Origin of the sequence: Glaciimonas soli (assembly GCF_009497155.1) — a bacterium.
Lineage (GTDB): Bacteria > Pseudomonadota > Gammaproteobacteria > Burkholderiales > Burkholderiaceae_D > Glaciimonas > Glaciimonas soli.
Genome location: NZ_WINI01000001.1, coordinates 1,056,660 through 1,071,671 on the forward strand (window position 1 = coordinate 1,056,660; position 15,012 = coordinate 1,071,671).

Consider the following 15,012-nt stretch of genomic DNA (forward strand, 5'->3'; position numbering starts at 1 on the left):
CGTAAATCCCATTATTTGTTGAGTGCTTTCAGCACTTTATCGGTAATGTCGATACGCTTGTTAGCATAGACAGCGTCCTGAAAAATAATATCGTAACCTTCAGAATCAGCGATCTGTTTGATGACTTTATTGGTGCGCTCCACAACGTTTGCCGTTTCTTCATTGCGACGTTGATTTAGATCTTCATTGAATTCGCGTAGCTTACGCTGATAATCCTTATCCATGTCAGCCAACTCACGTTGCCGCTTTAAGCGTTCCGACTCCGGCAGCACCGCAGAATCTTTGTCCAACTTATCTGCAGCAGCTTTACCTCGTGCGGCCAAATCCTGCAAATCTTTATCGCGCTTAGAAAATTCTGCTTGAATTTTTGCATAGCCCGCTTTAGCTGGCAAAGCCTCACGCATGATGCGATCGTTGCTGACAAAACCAATTTTGGAACCACCGGATGGTGATGCTGGTGACGCATCGTCAGCATAAACTGCTGTACTAGTCACCCCCGACACTAAGCAAACTGCCAATAAAGCAACCGCATTCAGTGAAATAAATGATTGTTTGAGAGACTTCAAGGTCGTTCTCCGTTATTCAATTTCAATACAAATTTCAATTAAGCAAATTGATGATGCTTAATTAAAACCCTGTTCCCAATTGGAACTGGAAGTGCTGTACCTGATCGGAAGCTTTTGTCGTAGCGCCGCCGATTGTGGTTGCATCAAAATTATTCTTCGCATTCAAAGGTTGCGCCCAGCTTATTTTTAACGGCCCGATTGGCGATACCCAACTCAAACCAATACCAGCGGAGTAACGCAACTCACTGAAGGACATAGGTTGCTTATCAGCATAAACCTGACCGCCGTCAAGGAAAGTAAACCAGCGTAAAGTTCTGTCCTTGCCTGAGCCTGGGAATGGGAATTGTAACTCCATATTGCCATACAAACGCTTGGAACCACCCATCGATTGCCCGTATTGGTCGACAGTAGTACCCAATGTCGAACCTTCATAACCACGTACAGTACCGATACCACCAGCATAATAATTTTTAAATACCGGGAAAGGCTTACCGCCAAGACCCGCACCGTAATCAACTTCACCATTCAACGCTAATGTCACGGCATTGCCAAACAATGGCTTGAAGTACTGATGCTGGTAACTTGCACGATAGTACTGCAAACTACCTAAAGCCGAGACTTCGAGGTTAAAACGTTGGTAACGCCCTTTGGTTGGCACCAACGCGCTGTCACGACTATCCCGTTGCCAAGCGGCAGTCAGTGGGAAACTCGTGGTATTGGCGGAGCCGCTTCCATCGGCATTGGTGTGACCAAAATCGTCCACATACTGTTGATAAATATCCGGACTAGTACTGTCAGTATCAACGCCGGTATTTTCAGCACCTACACCAAAGAAAATGGTATCGACTTCCGAGAATGGAACACCAAACTTGATGTCACCACCAATTGTTCTGACTTTATAGTCACCTGTCTGCGTATCAAGCGGACTTTGCGTGCGCCAGTACAAATTATACGTGCGGCTAATACCATCGTCGGTAAAGTACGGATTTGTTTGTGACAATACCGCAGTCCGATAAGTGCTACTGGTGTTGATGCTCAGTCCAATCGTGTTACCGCTACCAAAAGCATTCTCTTGCTGAATAGAACCAGTCAAACTGACTTTATCAACTTGAGAGAACCCTGCACCCACCGTCACGTTACCGGTTGGCTTCTCAGTCACAGACATAACGACGTCAACCTGATCCGTTGTACCCGGTACCTCTGGTGTTTCGATAGTCACATCTTTGAAATAACCCAAGCGGTCTACGCGGTCGCGTGAAAGCTTAATGTTCGAACCGTCATACCAGGAATCTTCAAACTGGCGGAATTCGCGGCGCACCACTTCATCGCGCGTTTTAGTATTACCTGCCACGTTAATATGACGCACGTATACGCGCTTGCCTGGATCCACTGTGATCGTGAAAGCAACTTCTTTTTTAGCCCGGTCGAGTACTGGATTGGCATTCACATTGGCAAATGCATAACCGAAATTACCCAGACGGTCAGAGATTCTCTTGGTCGTCTCTGTCAACTTCTGACCAGAGAAAACTTCGCCTTTTTTCAACTGAACCAAGGATTTCAATTGATCGTCCAAGCCAAACATTTCACCGTCCAGCTTGACGTCAGAAACGGTGAATTTATCGCCTTCAGTGATATTCAATGTGACATAAATATCTTTTTTATCAGGTGAAATAGACACCTGACTAGAATCAACTTGCATTTCGATATAGCCGCGATTCAAATAAAACGATCGCAGGCTTTCAATATCAGCCGTCAGCTTTTCTTTGGAATATTGATCGGCTTTGGTGTACCACGTAAACCAACCTGGTGGACGTAATGCCAGTTGCTCGCGCAATTCTTTATCTGAAAAGAGCTTATTGCCGACAAAGTCGATTTCTTTAATCTTTGAAACTTGACCTTCATCCACTGCAAAATCAATATTGACGCGATTACGCTCAATTGGCGTTACCGTTGTCGTCACTTTCATGCCATACAAACCACGCGAAAGGTATTGGCGCTTCAACTCTTGCTCAGCACGATCAACCAGCGCCTTGTCATAAATTCGCGACTCACCAACGCCAATTTCTTTCAAGGCTTTGGTCAGCTGATCTTTATCAAATTCTTTAGTACCGGTAAAAACGACATTGTTGATCGACGGGCGCTCTTCCACCGAAACGACCAGGACATTGCCATCCGCCTCGATCCGGACGTCTTTAAAAAATCCAGTCTCATACAGTGCTTTGATCGCTGCAGTTGCTTTTTCATCGGTCAAAGTATCGCCAACTTTTACCGGCAGATAACTAAAAACCGTACCAGCTTCAGTACGTTGAATACCTTCGACTCGGATATCTTTAACCACAAATGGTTGTATCGCCATCGCTTGGCCGGAACACAATGCAAAGGCCGCTACAGCAACTAAACGACGTGAAAATATCGACAAGGGGAAATGCTGGGAATGTAATTTCATTAGCAATCGTTTGTTATCAATGTCCTGATCGGCCTAAGTCGATCAGGAAAAACTTGGGGGTGCCTGGCTATCGCTGTTATCGTTCCTAAAGTGTTTTCCAAAAATTATTTAGACTAGACATCCCTACGCCGGCAGTATGACTGTACGACAAGGCGGGACAACAACGTATAAACAGTTTTTGGAGAACACGTACCAACATGCGCTACCAACACAACATTAAAATATTAGTCTAACGATATCGTTAAACATAGCGACGACCATCAACATCATCAAAACACCAAAACCTGCACGCTGGGCAATTCCCCAAATCCGTTCGGAAACGGGACGTCCAGTTAAAACTTCCACCGAATAATACAGCAAAAAACCCCCATCTAAAACTGGGATAGGTAGCAAATTCATTACACCTAGGCTGAGGCTGATAAAGGCAATAAAACTGAGGTAACTAATTACCCCTATCCTTGCAGTCTGTCCGGCGTAATCAGCAATCGTAATTGGGCCGGTAATATTTTTGACCGAAACTTGACCAGTTAGCATTTTACCAAGCATCTTCAAGGTCAAAATACTGGTATCCCAGGTTTTTTGAGCCCCTTTTACCAATGCGGCCAGCGGCGGACTAGTAGCAACGATCATTTCTGGCGCGAATGAAATTTCCGCTTTTATCTGACCGATAACCTTGCCATCCCGCTCTTGCGCTTCCGGGACCAAGTCCAGTTGGAAATTTTGTCCGTCTTGTCCATTACGCAGGCCACCTACATGCAAAGTCTGACCGGCCGACACGCGCACTTTATCGATCAAAGCCATACCGTCAGCAATAGGATTACCATCAATACTGGTAATCACGTCGCCATCATGCAGGCCCGCTTTCATTGCAGCGCCATCAGGCAAGACTTTTTCGAGTTTTGCCTTGGAAAAAGCGATAACAATACCTAGCTTCGCTAAGAAATCACTCTCTAAATCTTGGGTAGTAATACTATCAAGCGGGAGATTAACAGTATCCAGAATATTGCCACCGGCAGAATTCGCATCAGGATGTTGTACGTCCAGTTTGACAGTCGCATGATCGACAGCAGCTTGCGTCAACTTCCAACGCATGTCATCCCAGGTTTGAGTCGCCTCGCCATTAACGGCTGTCACCAATTCGCCACCGCGCAAACCCGCCTGGTAGGCTACCGATTGCTCTGCCACCGGCCCCAACTTCGGCAATGGTTCAGGAGTACCGTGCATGTAAATACCGGCAAATAAGAGGATGGCGAGCAGAAAATTAGCCAAGGGACCGGCCGCAACGATGGCAATTCGACGCCACACGGATTGGCGTGTAAATTCTCGCGGCAAATCAGCCGGCGCAATCGTGCCAATATCCTGTTCCCGCGCATCGAGCATCTTGACGTAGCCGCCCAGCGGCAAAATCGAAATGGCCCATTCAGTCTGGTCGGCACCAAAACGGCGTGAAAAAATCACCTTGCCCATACCGACGGAAAAGCGCAAAACCTTTACCCCGCACAAACGCGCGACCCAATAGTGCCCAAGCTCGTGAACAATAATCAACGAACCTAACGCAACTGCGAACGCCAATAATGTTTGTAAAAGTATCATCAGGAAATGAATGAACGTACTGTTAACCGTGCAAACTGATCTTGTTCCAGCAACGCATCAATATCGGTGATGGAACAAGACGATATTTTGTCCATAGTGCGCGCAATGAGTTGATCTATCATACGAAATCCAATTTTTCCGTCAAGAAAAGCTTGGACAGCAATTTCATTCGCAGCGTTCAATATAGTTGCAGCAGATCCACCTGCAATCAACGCATCATACGCGAGCTTCAAACAAGGAAAGCGCAGAAAGTCCGGACGCGTGAATTGCAACTGACCGATGACGGTCAAATCGAGCGCAGGCACGCCAGAAGCGATACGTTCCGGGTAGGCCAATGCGTGAGCGATCGGCGTACGCATATCAGGGTTACCAAGCTGCGCCAGAACTGAACCATCAACGTAGGAAACCATGGAGTGAATCACACTTTGCGGATGAATCACTACCTCGATCTGGCTCGCCGCGGCGCCAAACAACCAATGCGCCTCGATGACTTCCAGACCTTTATTCATCATAGTCGCTGAATCGACCGAGATTTTCCGCCCCATTACCCAATTCGGATGCGCTACCGCTTCATCTGGCGTAACGGCATCCAGCGTTTCAACCGCCCGATGCAAAAAAGGTCCGCCAGATGCGGTCAGCAGAATTTTTTCAACGCCAACGGCACGAGGATCACGTTGCTTTTGATCCCGTTGATAGGCATGCGGTAAGCATTGGAAGATCGCATTATGTTCGCTATCGATCGGCAGCAATGTAGCACCGCTACTGCGAACCGCATCAATGAACAATTGGCCAGACATGACCAGCGCTTCTTTGTTCGCCAATAGAATTTTTTTGCCGGCACGCGCTGCGGCCAGGGATGGCGCCAAACCAGCGGCACCGACAATTGCCGCCATTACTGTGTCGCACGCGGCTGCACTGGCTACGTCACATAACGCCTGCTCGCCATACGTAACCTGCGTTTTCAAGCCCTTGGCTTGTAATAACAGACTTAGCTGCGCCGCCGATTCCGACGTACCGACCACGGCTACCTGCGGCTGGAATTTTTCGCACTGCTCCGCCAGGCGCGTAATGTGAGAATAGGCTGTCAAAGCATATACCGCGTAGCGCTCAGGATGACGCGCCAAAACATCTAAAGTCGACACTCCAATCGAGCCAGTCGAACCAAGAATAGTGATATTCTGCAAAGACGCTTTTTGCATGTGCAGATCATTTTCCGCGCGACTTTCCATACGTGCCCTCAAAACCAAAAGCTTAATAAAGTCACCAACGGCAATACCGGGATGAGCGCATCAATGCGATCTAGCACCCCACCATGACCAGGCAACAATTTACTGCTATCTTTCATCCCTATGCGTCGCTTCAGCTGTGACTCAAACAAATCACCCACTACGCTGGCAGCTACCAACAAAGTCATCATGCCGACCAGTCCCATCCAGCCCCAAACAGCGTATAGGCTCACCGGCAAAGTATCTCTTAAAACCACTGCAGCAGGCGTCAAGCAAATTCCCAGTGAAATCAGCAAGACCAACAACCATCCGCCAATCGCTCCTTCCCAAGACTTGCCGGGAGAAATAGATGGCGCCAGCTTATGCTTACCAAAAGCTTTCCCGCAGAAATAGGCGCCAATGTCAGCAACCCATACGATCGCCATTACCGATAACAGATACAGAGGGGAATGAATGAATAAAGCCAGAATCGCAACAAAGCAGCCGAAGATAGCGATTGCGTAGGTCACACCGACAATACGATTACCGAAACTCGCCACCGGTGGCAATCCCAGCGCCAGCGAAGGCACAAAACGTACGGCCCAAATCGCCACACAAAGCGTAAACAATACGCCAATATTTGCGCCGCCGCCCTTTAGCACAGTGACGGCAAATAAGCCTAATGCAATGATGCCATAGCCTAATGCACGCTTTTCTGCACTCCCAAACAGGCGAGCACACTCCCAAATCGCCGCAGCAAAAAATAATGCGGCAACAACAGCAAATCCGGGGAAATAATCAAAGTAGAGAATCGGCAGCAATACTGCCAGTAACACCAACGCAGTGAGCACACGCGTTTTTAGCATCATGAAGCCTTTTTTTGATGGTCCAACTGAGTTAGTTGTGCACTGGTTCGGCCAAATCGCCGTTCACGTTGCTGAAATGAGGTAATGGCCTTATCTAATTCCACCGCATCAAAATCTGGCCAGTAGGTATCGGTAAAGTAAAGTTCGCTATAGGCCAATTGCCACAGCAAGAAATTGGAAACGCGCTGCTCACCACCAGTGCGAATAAAAAGATCAGGCTCCGGCGCATAAGCCATCGCCAAATGCCGAGCCAGCTTTTCTTCGCTATCATCGCCCTGCAAATCACTAGCGCTATAGCCAGCGGCCATCATTTTTCTGACAGCTTGCATCACATCCCAGCGACCGCCGTAATTGGCGCAAACCGTGACAGTCAGTCCGACATTATTCTCAGTCTTACGTTCGGCTTCAGCGATCATGCCTTGTAACTTGGCATCGAAACGACTGAGATCGCCGACCACTTTAAGACGTATGTCATTGGCATGCATCTTCCCTACTTCACGCTCTAACGCGGTGACAAAAAGACGCATCAACAAAGAAACTTCTTCTTCAGGACGACGCCAATTTTCAGAGCTAAATGCGAATAGCGTTAAGTATTGCACACCACGCTTAACGCAAGCTTCAACAATTCCGCGTACCGCCTCAACGCCTTTGCCATGCCCTGCAAAACGCGGCAAAAATCGCCGCGTCGCCCAGCGGCCATTGCCATCCATAATAATGGCAATGTGCTTAGGCATCGCCGCGTCAGGTGGCTGCATTTGTGTTGAACTGGAACGAGTCATGAAAAATTAAATAAGAAAATGAATATGCAGAATTGGTATAAAACATTACCACTATAAACCAGGACTTACGCAAAAGCGCTACAGCAAGGCATGACGACGAAGGCAGTAAAAGCGTACGACAGTCATAACGCCGCTGTGGCGTTTTTGCGTAAGTCCCATAAACGAAATATACCAATTCTCAGACAGCTACAAGATTTTTACACTGTCAAAATTTCTTTTTCTTTATCGACAACTTGTTTATCTACTTCTGCAACAGATTTGTCTGTCAGTTTTTGAATGTCATCCTGGGCACGACGCTCATCGTCTTCCGAACATTCTTTATCTTTAACCAACTTCTTCAAAGCTTCATTCGCATCACGACGAATATTGCGAATCGCGATTTTTGCATCTTCGGCTTCACCCTTGACCAATTTAACCATTTCCTTACGACGTTCCTCTGTCATAGCTGGTGTTGGCACACGAATAATGTCGCCCTGGGTCGACGGGTTCAAGCCCAAATCAGCATCACGAATGGCTTTTTCAATGGCAGCAAGCTGCTTCTTATCAAATGGCTTAACACCGATTGTGCGCGCGTCAAGCAAGGTTAAGTTGGCCACGTTTGGCAAAGCAGACATCACGCCATAGCTCTCAACCTGGACATGATCCAAAATACCCGTATGAGCACGACCGGTACGCACTTTCGCCAAATCGGCACGCAAAGTCTCAAGCGACTTTAGCATTCTTGTTTCTGTATTTTTCCTGACATCAGCAATACTCATGCTGCTCTCCTTCTGAAGACAATCTTTAATATAAAACGAAACTACAATTCACACTGCAAATTCAAACTACGCTATCACTTTAAACGTGCACCAATGTACCTTCATCTTCGCCCATAATGACGCGCTTTAGCGCGCCCGGCTTAGTGATGGAGAACACTTTGATCGGTAATTTTTGATCCCGGCATAAGGCGAATGCTGTCGCATCCATTACTTGTAAGCGCTTAGTAATTGCCTCATCAAATGAGATGCTCGAATAACGTGTTGCGGCTGGGTCTTTGTGGGGATCTGCGCTGTATACGCCATCTACCTTAGTCGCTTTGAGAACAATTTCTGCGCCAATTTCAGAACCGCGCAATGCGGCGGCTGTGTCGGTAGTGAAAAATGGATTTCCTGTGCCAGCTGCAAAAATGACGATTTTGCCTTCTTCTAAATATTGTAATGCCTTCGGTCGCACATAAGGCTCGACGACTTGCTCAATACTGATCGCTGACATCACGCGTGCAGTCATGCCAGCCTGACGCATCGCGTCGGCTAATGCCAGTGAGTTCATCACTGTCGCCAACATACCCATGTAGTCGGCAGTCGCTCTATCCATTCCTTGCGCGCCAGGTGCTACGCCGCGGAAAATATTGCCGCCACCGATCACAATCGCCAATTCAACACCTAATTTAGCAATTTCGGCGACATCGGCCACCATACGATCTATCGTTGCACGGTTGATGCCATAGGCGTCATCGCCCATTAAAGCCTCACCGGAAAGTTTCAAGAGAACACGTTTGTACGCTGGTTTTGTCATGATCTTGGCCCTTGGTCTATCCGATTAATAAATAACAACTAATTCAATGAATCATTCAACAATTCATTCACGTACATTTTCACGCATTTTTTGAATCCGTGAAGGGGGCAAATATTGCGCACTCCCATTTGTTCACTTCCCCAAATTTGATGCGATCAAAAAAACGGGCCTTGCGGCCCGCTTTTTCTTCACTTACCTTACTTGGTCATTGCTGCAACTTCTGCAGCAAAGTCAGTAGTGACTTTTTCAATACCTTCACCAACCACAAACATACCGAACGATTTCACATTGGCATTTGCCGCTTTCAGCATTTGCTCAACTGTTTGCTTGTCGTTTTTAACGAAAGGTTGATTTAACAAAGAAACTTCTTTCAGGAATTTCTGAACTGAACCCTCAATCATTTTCGCGGCGATATCTGCAGGCTTGCCAGATTCAGCAGCCTTCAATGTTGCTACCGAACGCTCTTTTTCGATCAGGTCAGCAGGTACATCGTCAGATGACAGTGATACTGGTTTCATCGCTGCGATGTGCATCGCTACGTCTTTACCAACTTGCTCGTCAGCCGCATCGTGCTCAACCATCACACCAATGCGTGTGCCGTGCAAATAAGAAGCCAGTTTAGTACTTGTTTCAAAACGCTTGAAACGACGGATCGACATGTTTTCACCGATCTTGCCAATCAACGCCGCGCGCACAGATTCAACCGTACCACCATCCAGAGGCAATGCCGACAATGCGGCAACATCAGCTGGATTGTTTTCTGCAACCAGCTTGGCGCATGCATTTGCCAATGCCATGAATTCGTCATTTTTAGCAACGAAATCTGTTTCACTGTTAACTTCAACCAGCGCGCCGATACCACCAGCGATATATGCTGCAACAACGCCTTCTGCAGTTACGCGTGATGATGCTTTTGCTGCTTTGCCGCCCAATTTTACGCGCAGAATTTCTTCTGCTTTAGCCATATCGCCGTCTGCTTCAGTCAGCGCTTTTTTACATTCCATCATTGGCGCATCAGTTTTTGCGCGCAGTTCGCCTACCAGTGCTGCTGTAATTGCTGCCATATCATTCTCCTAGGGCTAGCGGTGCGAGGATCTGTGCTTCACGAAAGACCATATGCTTTCGTCCTGCCACTATGATCCGCTACACCATCAATCAAATATATTCGGACTATCAATTTAAAACGCTTTACGAATGTTCAGGCTCAGCCTACGCATTCGCTATACAAAAAAAGGGGCAACTACTAGCCCCTTTTTTATTGAGATGCATTACCTCAAATCAAACACTTATGCTTTTTCGTCTACTTCGACGAAATCATCAGCAGCGCCTTTGATCGACTCAACAACGTCGTTCACTGCATTGGCACGGCCTTCGATAATTGCATCTGCAACACCACGAGCATACAAAGCAATCGCTTTAGATGAGTCATCGTTACCTGGGATAACAAAAGTAACGCCTTCTGGTGAGTGGTTAGTATCAACTACGCCAATAACTGGGATACCCAATTTAGCCGCTTCAGTGATAGCACCTTTGTGGTAACCAACGTCGATCACGAAAATAGCGTCAGGAATGCCGCCCATATCCTTGATGCCGCCGATTGCTTTTTGCAATTTGATCATTTCGCGCTGGAACAACAACGCTTCTTTTTTGCTCAACTTTTCAACTGAACCGTCAGCGATCGATGCTTCCATTTCTTTCAGGCGCTTGATCGAAGTTTTGATGGTTTTGAAGTTAGTCAGCATACCGCCCAACCAACGTTGGTCAACGTATGGTGAGCCTGAACGTACTGCTTCAGCAGCAACGATTTCACGCGCTTGACGCTTAGTACCGACAAACAGGATATTGCCGCGATTAGATGACAATTGACGAATGTACTTCATCGCCTCTTGGTACATACCAAGGGTTTTTTCCAGATTGACGATATGAATTTTGTTACGATGACCGAAGATGTACGGCGCCATCTTTGGGTTCCAGAAACGAGTTTGGTGACCAAAATGGACACCGGCTTCCAGCATTTCGAGCATAGTTACTGACATAATTTTCTCCAGGGTTAGGTCTTGAATCAACTCAGTTATTTTCCCGCATGAATAAATTGGGGAAAACACCCTTGTCGAGCTGATTCGCGATTTCAAAGAACTTTGTTTTCAACAAACTTCAACACTTACAACAATTAGCAAACTCATCGAATTAAGCTAACCCAAGATTCTACCCCAAAATCCCCTCCCTATTCAAGTACCCAGCGGCATATGTCCCAGCTAAATTTGCTTCGCTCGTCTATAATCATCATCAGATTGAATTTTCGCTATTTTAAAAAATCGCCTGATGCCTATATGACATTCATGGCATTTCTATATCAAACCTTATTATTTTGTCTTTATTTCCCCTATCATGACTTCTATTTCCATTAAAACACCTGAAGATATCGCTGGCATGCGTGTCGCAGGTCGTTTAGCCGCTGAGGTGCTCGATTACATTACTCCCTTTGTTAAAGTTGGCGTCACCACAGGTGAGCTAGATAGGCTTTGCCATGAATACATGGTTAATGTACAAGGCACGATTCCAGCGCCGCTAAACTATTGCCCACCAGGCTACACGCCTTACCCAAAAGCTATTTGCACCTCAGTTAATGACGTGATCTGTCACGGCATTCCAGGTGACAAAGTGCTTAAAAACGGTGACGCCGTTAATCTGGATATTACTGTCATCAAAGATGGTTATCATGGTGACAACAGTCGGATGTATTATGCTGGCGAGCCATCTATCATGGCTAAACGCTTGGGCGACATCACTTATGAATGTATGTGGCTAGGTATTTCCAAGATCAAACCCGGCGCGCATTTAGGTGATATTGGTTATGTAATTCAACAGCATGCGGAGAAAGCCGGCTATAGCGTAGTACGTGAATTTTGCGGTCACGGGATTGGTAAAGTTTTCCATGAAGAACCACAGGTTTTGCACTATGGTCGTCCAGGAACTTTAGAGAAATTAGAAGCAGGAATGATTTTCACCGTAGAGCCGATGATCAACGCTGGTCGCCGCGACATTAAAGAAATGGGTGACGGCTGGACCATTAAAACCAAGGATCGCAGCCTGTCAGCTCAGTGGGAACATACTGTTTTGGTCACTGAAACGGGCTACGAAATACTCACCATTTCGGAAGGTACGCCACCGCCTCCGGCTTTTATTCAGCAAACCACGGTATAAGGAGGGCCCATTAAAAAGACCTTCATCATCAACAGATTTGCGGGGGCAGCTCAAATTGCGGCATGACAGATGCTGAGCTCGCTCCCACCTTGCCGGAAATCGTTTTGCTCATCAATTGCAAGCTGAGCAATAATCATGCAATCCTCACCTTTGCATCTGCAACGCCACATGCCAACACTCGCTACAGTTCTCAAAACTCAGCTTAAAACCAAACGGCAAAACATCATTGACGATTTTATGCGTGATGGCAAACCGGAGCAGCTACTCACTCATCTAAGGCAAAGCGTCGACGTTGCTCTGACACATGCGTGGAAAGTGTTAAGCCTGCCGGCCTCGGCTGCCTTAGTTGCAGTTGGTGGTTATGGCCGCGGTGAGCTGTTCCCGTATTCCGATGTTGATTTACTCATCTTGTTGAGTAACGCACCTGACGCAGAGTTTCAAAACAAATTAGAGCAGTTGGTGCAATTGTTCTGGGATATTGGCCTCGAAATCGGACACAGCATACGCACCGTCGACGAGTGCATGAACGAATCGGCTGCCGACATCACTGTCAAGACCAGCTTGTTAGAAGCGCGCCTCGTCATCGGCAACAAGGCACTCTTTAAACAATTACAAGAGCGTTTTCAAGCCGCCATGGACGCGCCAGCATTTTTCCAAGCCAAAATGCTGGAATTGCGACAACGCCATGCAAAATATCAAGACACGCCCTATAGCCTGGAGCCAAATTGCAAGGAAAGCCCTGGAGGACTGCGCGATTTGCAAGTCATTATTTGGGTTGCCCGCGCCGCAGGACTGGGAGATTCGTGGATCAAATTAGCCAAACAAGGCTTTATTACAGCGACAGAAGCCAGACAATTAACGCAAAAAGAACGTGCGTTCAAAGACATACGCATCCATTTACATATTTACGCCAATCGGCGCGAAGACCGCCTGGTGTTCGACGTCCAAACACCAATTGCGGAAACGCTGGGCTTTAAAACCACAGATACTCGCCGTGCCAGCGAATATCTGATGCAGCGCTATTACTGGGCCGCCAAAGCCGTTACCCAACTCAATTTGGTGTTACTCCAAAACATAGAGAATTATCTATTCCCGCAGCCCAATGTGCCGCAACCTATCAATCCGCGCTTTAACCGGATTAACAGCTTCATTGATATTGCGTGTGACGATCAATTTGAAGTCACGCCATCGGCCATGCTGGAATTGTTTTTGCTGATGGCGCAACATAGTGACATCAAAGACATGACAGTACGCACCAGGCGTGCGCTATGGCATGCACGATTCAAAATAGACTCGAAATTCCGCCGCGATCCCGCCAATCGCGCCTTGTTTGTGCAGATTATTCAAGCACCGCAAGGTATTACACACGCATTGCGCGCGATGAATCAGACCAGTATTTTAGGGCGCTATCTTCCTAATTTCCGACGCATCGTCGGCCAGATGCAGCATGATTTATTTCACGTCTACACCGTCGATCAACACATATTAATGGTGGTACGTAACGTGCGCCGTTTTACGATGAGTGAGCATGCGCATGAATACCCATTTTGCAGCCAGCTCATCGCCAATTTTCCACGTGCCTGGTTGCTCTATATCGCCGCCCTGTTCCACGATATCGCCAAAGGCCGTAGCGGCGATCATTCGCAGCTAGGCATGGCCGATGCACGGCAATTTTGCCAACAACATGGTTTCCCGGAAGAGGATACCGAGTTAGTGGTGTTTCTGGTGCAACAGCATCTGACCATGTCGCAAATCGCACAAAAGCAGGATTTATCGGATCCTGAAGTGATTATGGAATTTGCCAAAACTGTCAAAGATGAGCGCCACTTGACGGCCCTGTATTTGTTGACTGTCGCGGACATTCGCGGCACCAGTCCGAAAGTATGGAATGCATGGAAAGGCAAACTGCTGGAAGACTTGTACCGCATCACTCTGCGCGTGCTTGGCGGCGAAACGCCCTCTACTGAGCGTGAACTGAAGAACACGCAAGAGGACGCGCTGAAAACATTACGCTTATACGGCTTGCCTAACGATGCGCATGAATCTTTGTGGAGACAACTCGACGTAGCCTATTTCCTGCGCCATGATGCAGCAGATATCGCCTGGCAGACCCGATCACTTTACGACAAAGTCGATAGCCTCAAACCTATCGTTAAGGCACGCCTGGCTCCTATCGGCGAAGGCTTGCAAGTCGCGGTGTATACCAAGGATGAAGAAGATCTTTTTGCGCGCATCTGCAGTTATTTTGACAGCAAAAATTTCAGCATCCTGGATGCCAAAATTCATACCACCAAACACGGTTATGCTCTTGATACTTTTTTGTTGAATGCACCACTTTTTGCCAATCATTACCGCGATATTATCAATTTGATTGAACACGAATTGACTAGCTTATTGCAAGCACATTTGCCGCTTCCTCCACCATCTCAAGGACGACTCTCACGCTTGTCGCGCACCTTTCCTGTGACGCCGACGGTGGACTTGCGACCGGATGAAAAAGGTCAGTACTATCTACTCGCGATTACCGCCAACGACCGCGCTGGTTTACTCTATTCAGTGGCCAATGTACTGGCAAAATACAAAATCAATTTGCACACTGCCAAAATCATGACGTTGGGTGAGCGAGTAGAAGACGTGTTTCTGGTTGATGGTGCGGTGCTGAGTCACAGTCGCAGTCAATTGCAACTTGAAACAGATTTGCTTGAGGCATTACATATTTGAGTTATCTTATTAGGACTTACGTAAAACTGCGCTGCGCCGGTATTTCTTGATCATAAAAGCGCGAAGCTCAAGAACGAA

General features: G+C 47.2%; 12 protein-coding genes. 2 read left to right on the forward strand and 10 right to left on the reverse strand.

All coding sequences use genetic code 11. From position 1 onward, the window contains the following. Positions 1-11: 11 nt before the first annotated feature. The 10 genes from GEV47_RS04880 to rpsB all read right to left on the reverse strand — a co-directional run bounded on the left by GEV47_RS04880 (position 12) and on the right by rpsB (position 11,045). Positions 12-566 carry an OmpH family outer membrane protein gene (locus GEV47_RS04880; protein ID WP_153233544.1) on the reverse strand — a complete coding sequence of 185 codons (555 nt, stop codon included), beginning with the start codon at positions 564-566 and terminating at the stop codon, positions 12-14. Positions 567-627: 61 nt separating this feature from the next. After that, positions 628-3,012 (reverse strand): outer membrane protein assembly factor BamA, encoded by a 2,385-nt coding sequence (gene bamA, locus GEV47_RS04885; RefSeq protein WP_153233545.1) that lies wholly within the window; start codon positions 3,010-3,012, stop codon positions 628-630. Positions 3,013-3,228: 216 nt separating this feature from the next. Then, positions 3,229-4,605 carry an RIP metalloprotease RseP gene (gene rseP / locus GEV47_RS04890; RefSeq protein WP_153233546.1) on the reverse strand — a complete coding sequence of 459 codons (1,377 nt, stop codon included), beginning with the start codon at positions 4,603-4,605 and terminating at the stop codon, positions 3,229-3,231. After that, positions 4,605-5,789: a 1-deoxy-D-xylulose-5-phosphate reductoisomerase gene (gene ispC / locus GEV47_RS04895; RefSeq protein WP_194270590.1), complete on the reverse strand. Its 1,185-nt coding sequence runs from the start codon at positions 5,787-5,789 to the stop codon at positions 4,605-4,607. The genes rseP and ispC overlap by 1 nt, the downstream gene beginning before the upstream one ends. 53 nt (positions 5,790-5,842) lie before the next feature. Next, entirely contained in the window at positions 5,843-6,676 is an 834-nt protein-coding gene (locus tag GEV47_RS04900) for a phosphatidate cytidylyltransferase (RefSeq protein WP_153233795.1), read from the reverse strand. Further along, positions 6,676-7,455, reverse strand: coding sequence for a polyprenyl diphosphate synthase (uppS, locus tag GEV47_RS04905; RefSeq protein WP_153233548.1), 780 nt, complete (start codon positions 7,453-7,455; stop codon positions 6,676-6,678). The genes GEV47_RS04900 and uppS overlap by 1 nt, the downstream gene beginning before the upstream one ends. Before the next feature lie 197 nt (positions 7,456-7,652). After that, on the reverse strand, positions 7,653-8,213 hold the full coding sequence (gene frr / locus GEV47_RS04910) for a ribosome recycling factor (RefSeq protein WP_153233549.1): 561 nt from the start codon (positions 8,211-8,213) through the stop codon (positions 7,653-7,655). Positions 8,214-8,292: 79 nt separating this feature from the next. Next, the gene (gene pyrH, locus GEV47_RS04915; protein ID WP_153233550.1) at positions 8,293-9,009 is read right to left on the reverse strand and encodes a UMP kinase; all 717 of its coding nucleotides are present in this window, start codon (positions 9,007-9,009) and stop codon (positions 8,293-8,295) included. A gap of 197 nt (positions 9,010-9,206) precedes the next feature. After that, positions 9,207-10,073 carry a translation elongation factor Ts gene (gene tsf / locus GEV47_RS04920; RefSeq protein WP_153233551.1) on the reverse strand — a complete coding sequence of 289 codons (867 nt, stop codon included), beginning with the start codon at positions 10,071-10,073 and terminating at the stop codon, positions 9,207-9,209. 222 nt (positions 10,074-10,295) lie between these two features. Continuing rightward, positions 10,296-11,045, reverse strand: a complete 750-nt coding sequence (rpsB, locus tag GEV47_RS04925; protein ID WP_153233552.1) for a 30S ribosomal protein S2 — start codon at positions 11,043-11,045, stop codon at positions 10,296-10,298. 352 nt (positions 11,046-11,397) lie between these two features. Between rpsB and map the strand changes: the two genes are divergently transcribed. Beyond that, complete coding sequence (gene map, locus GEV47_RS04930) at positions 11,398-12,213, forward strand: type I methionyl aminopeptidase (protein WP_153233553.1); 816 nt, start codon at positions 11,398-11,400, stop codon at positions 12,211-12,213. Positions 12,214-12,381: 168 nt separating this feature from the next. Further along, a complete protein-coding gene (locus GEV47_RS04935) occupies positions 12,382-14,934 on the forward strand; it encodes a [protein-PII] uridylyltransferase (protein ID WP_153233796.1) in 2,553 nt (850 codons plus the stop codon). Positions 14,935-15,012: the final 78 nt, after the last annotated feature.

Bases quoted from the DNA above. Each gene is read 5' to 3' on its own strand.
- pyrH (WP_153233550.1), bottom strand. From the start codon at position 9,009: ATGACAAAACCAGCGTACAAACGTGTTCTCTTGAAACTTTCCGGTGAG.
- uppS (WP_153233548.1), bottom strand. From the start codon at position 7,455: ATGACTCGTTCCAGTTCAACACAAATGCAGCCACCTGACGCGGCGATG.
- bamA (WP_153233545.1), bottom strand. From the start codon at position 3,012: ATGAAATTACATTCCCAGCATTTCCCCTTGTCGATATTTTCACGTCGT.
- rseP (WP_153233546.1), bottom strand. From the start codon at position 4,605: ATGATACTTTTACAAACATTATTGGCGTTCGCAGTTGCGTTAGGTTCG.
- frr (WP_153233549.1), bottom strand. From the start codon at position 8,213: ATGAGTATTGCTGATGTCAGGAAAAATACAGAAACAAGAATGCTAAAG.
- rpsB (WP_153233552.1), bottom strand. From the start codon at position 11,045: ATGTCAGTAACTATGCTCGAAATGCTGGAAGCCGGTGTCCATTTTGGT.
- GEV47_RS04900 (WP_153233795.1), bottom strand. From the start codon at position 6,676: ATGCTAAAAACGCGTGTGCTCACTGCGTTGGTGTTACTGGCAGTATTG.
- tsf (WP_153233551.1), bottom strand. From the start codon at position 10,073: ATGGCAGCAATTACAGCAGCACTGGTAGGCGAACTGCGCGCAAAAACT.
- map (WP_153233553.1), top strand. From the start codon at position 11,398: ATGACTTCTATTTCCATTAAAACACCTGAAGATATCGCTGGCATGCGT.
- GEV47_RS04935 (WP_153233796.1), top strand. From the start codon at position 12,382: ATGCCAACACTCGCTACAGTTCTCAAAACTCAGCTTAAAACCAAACGG.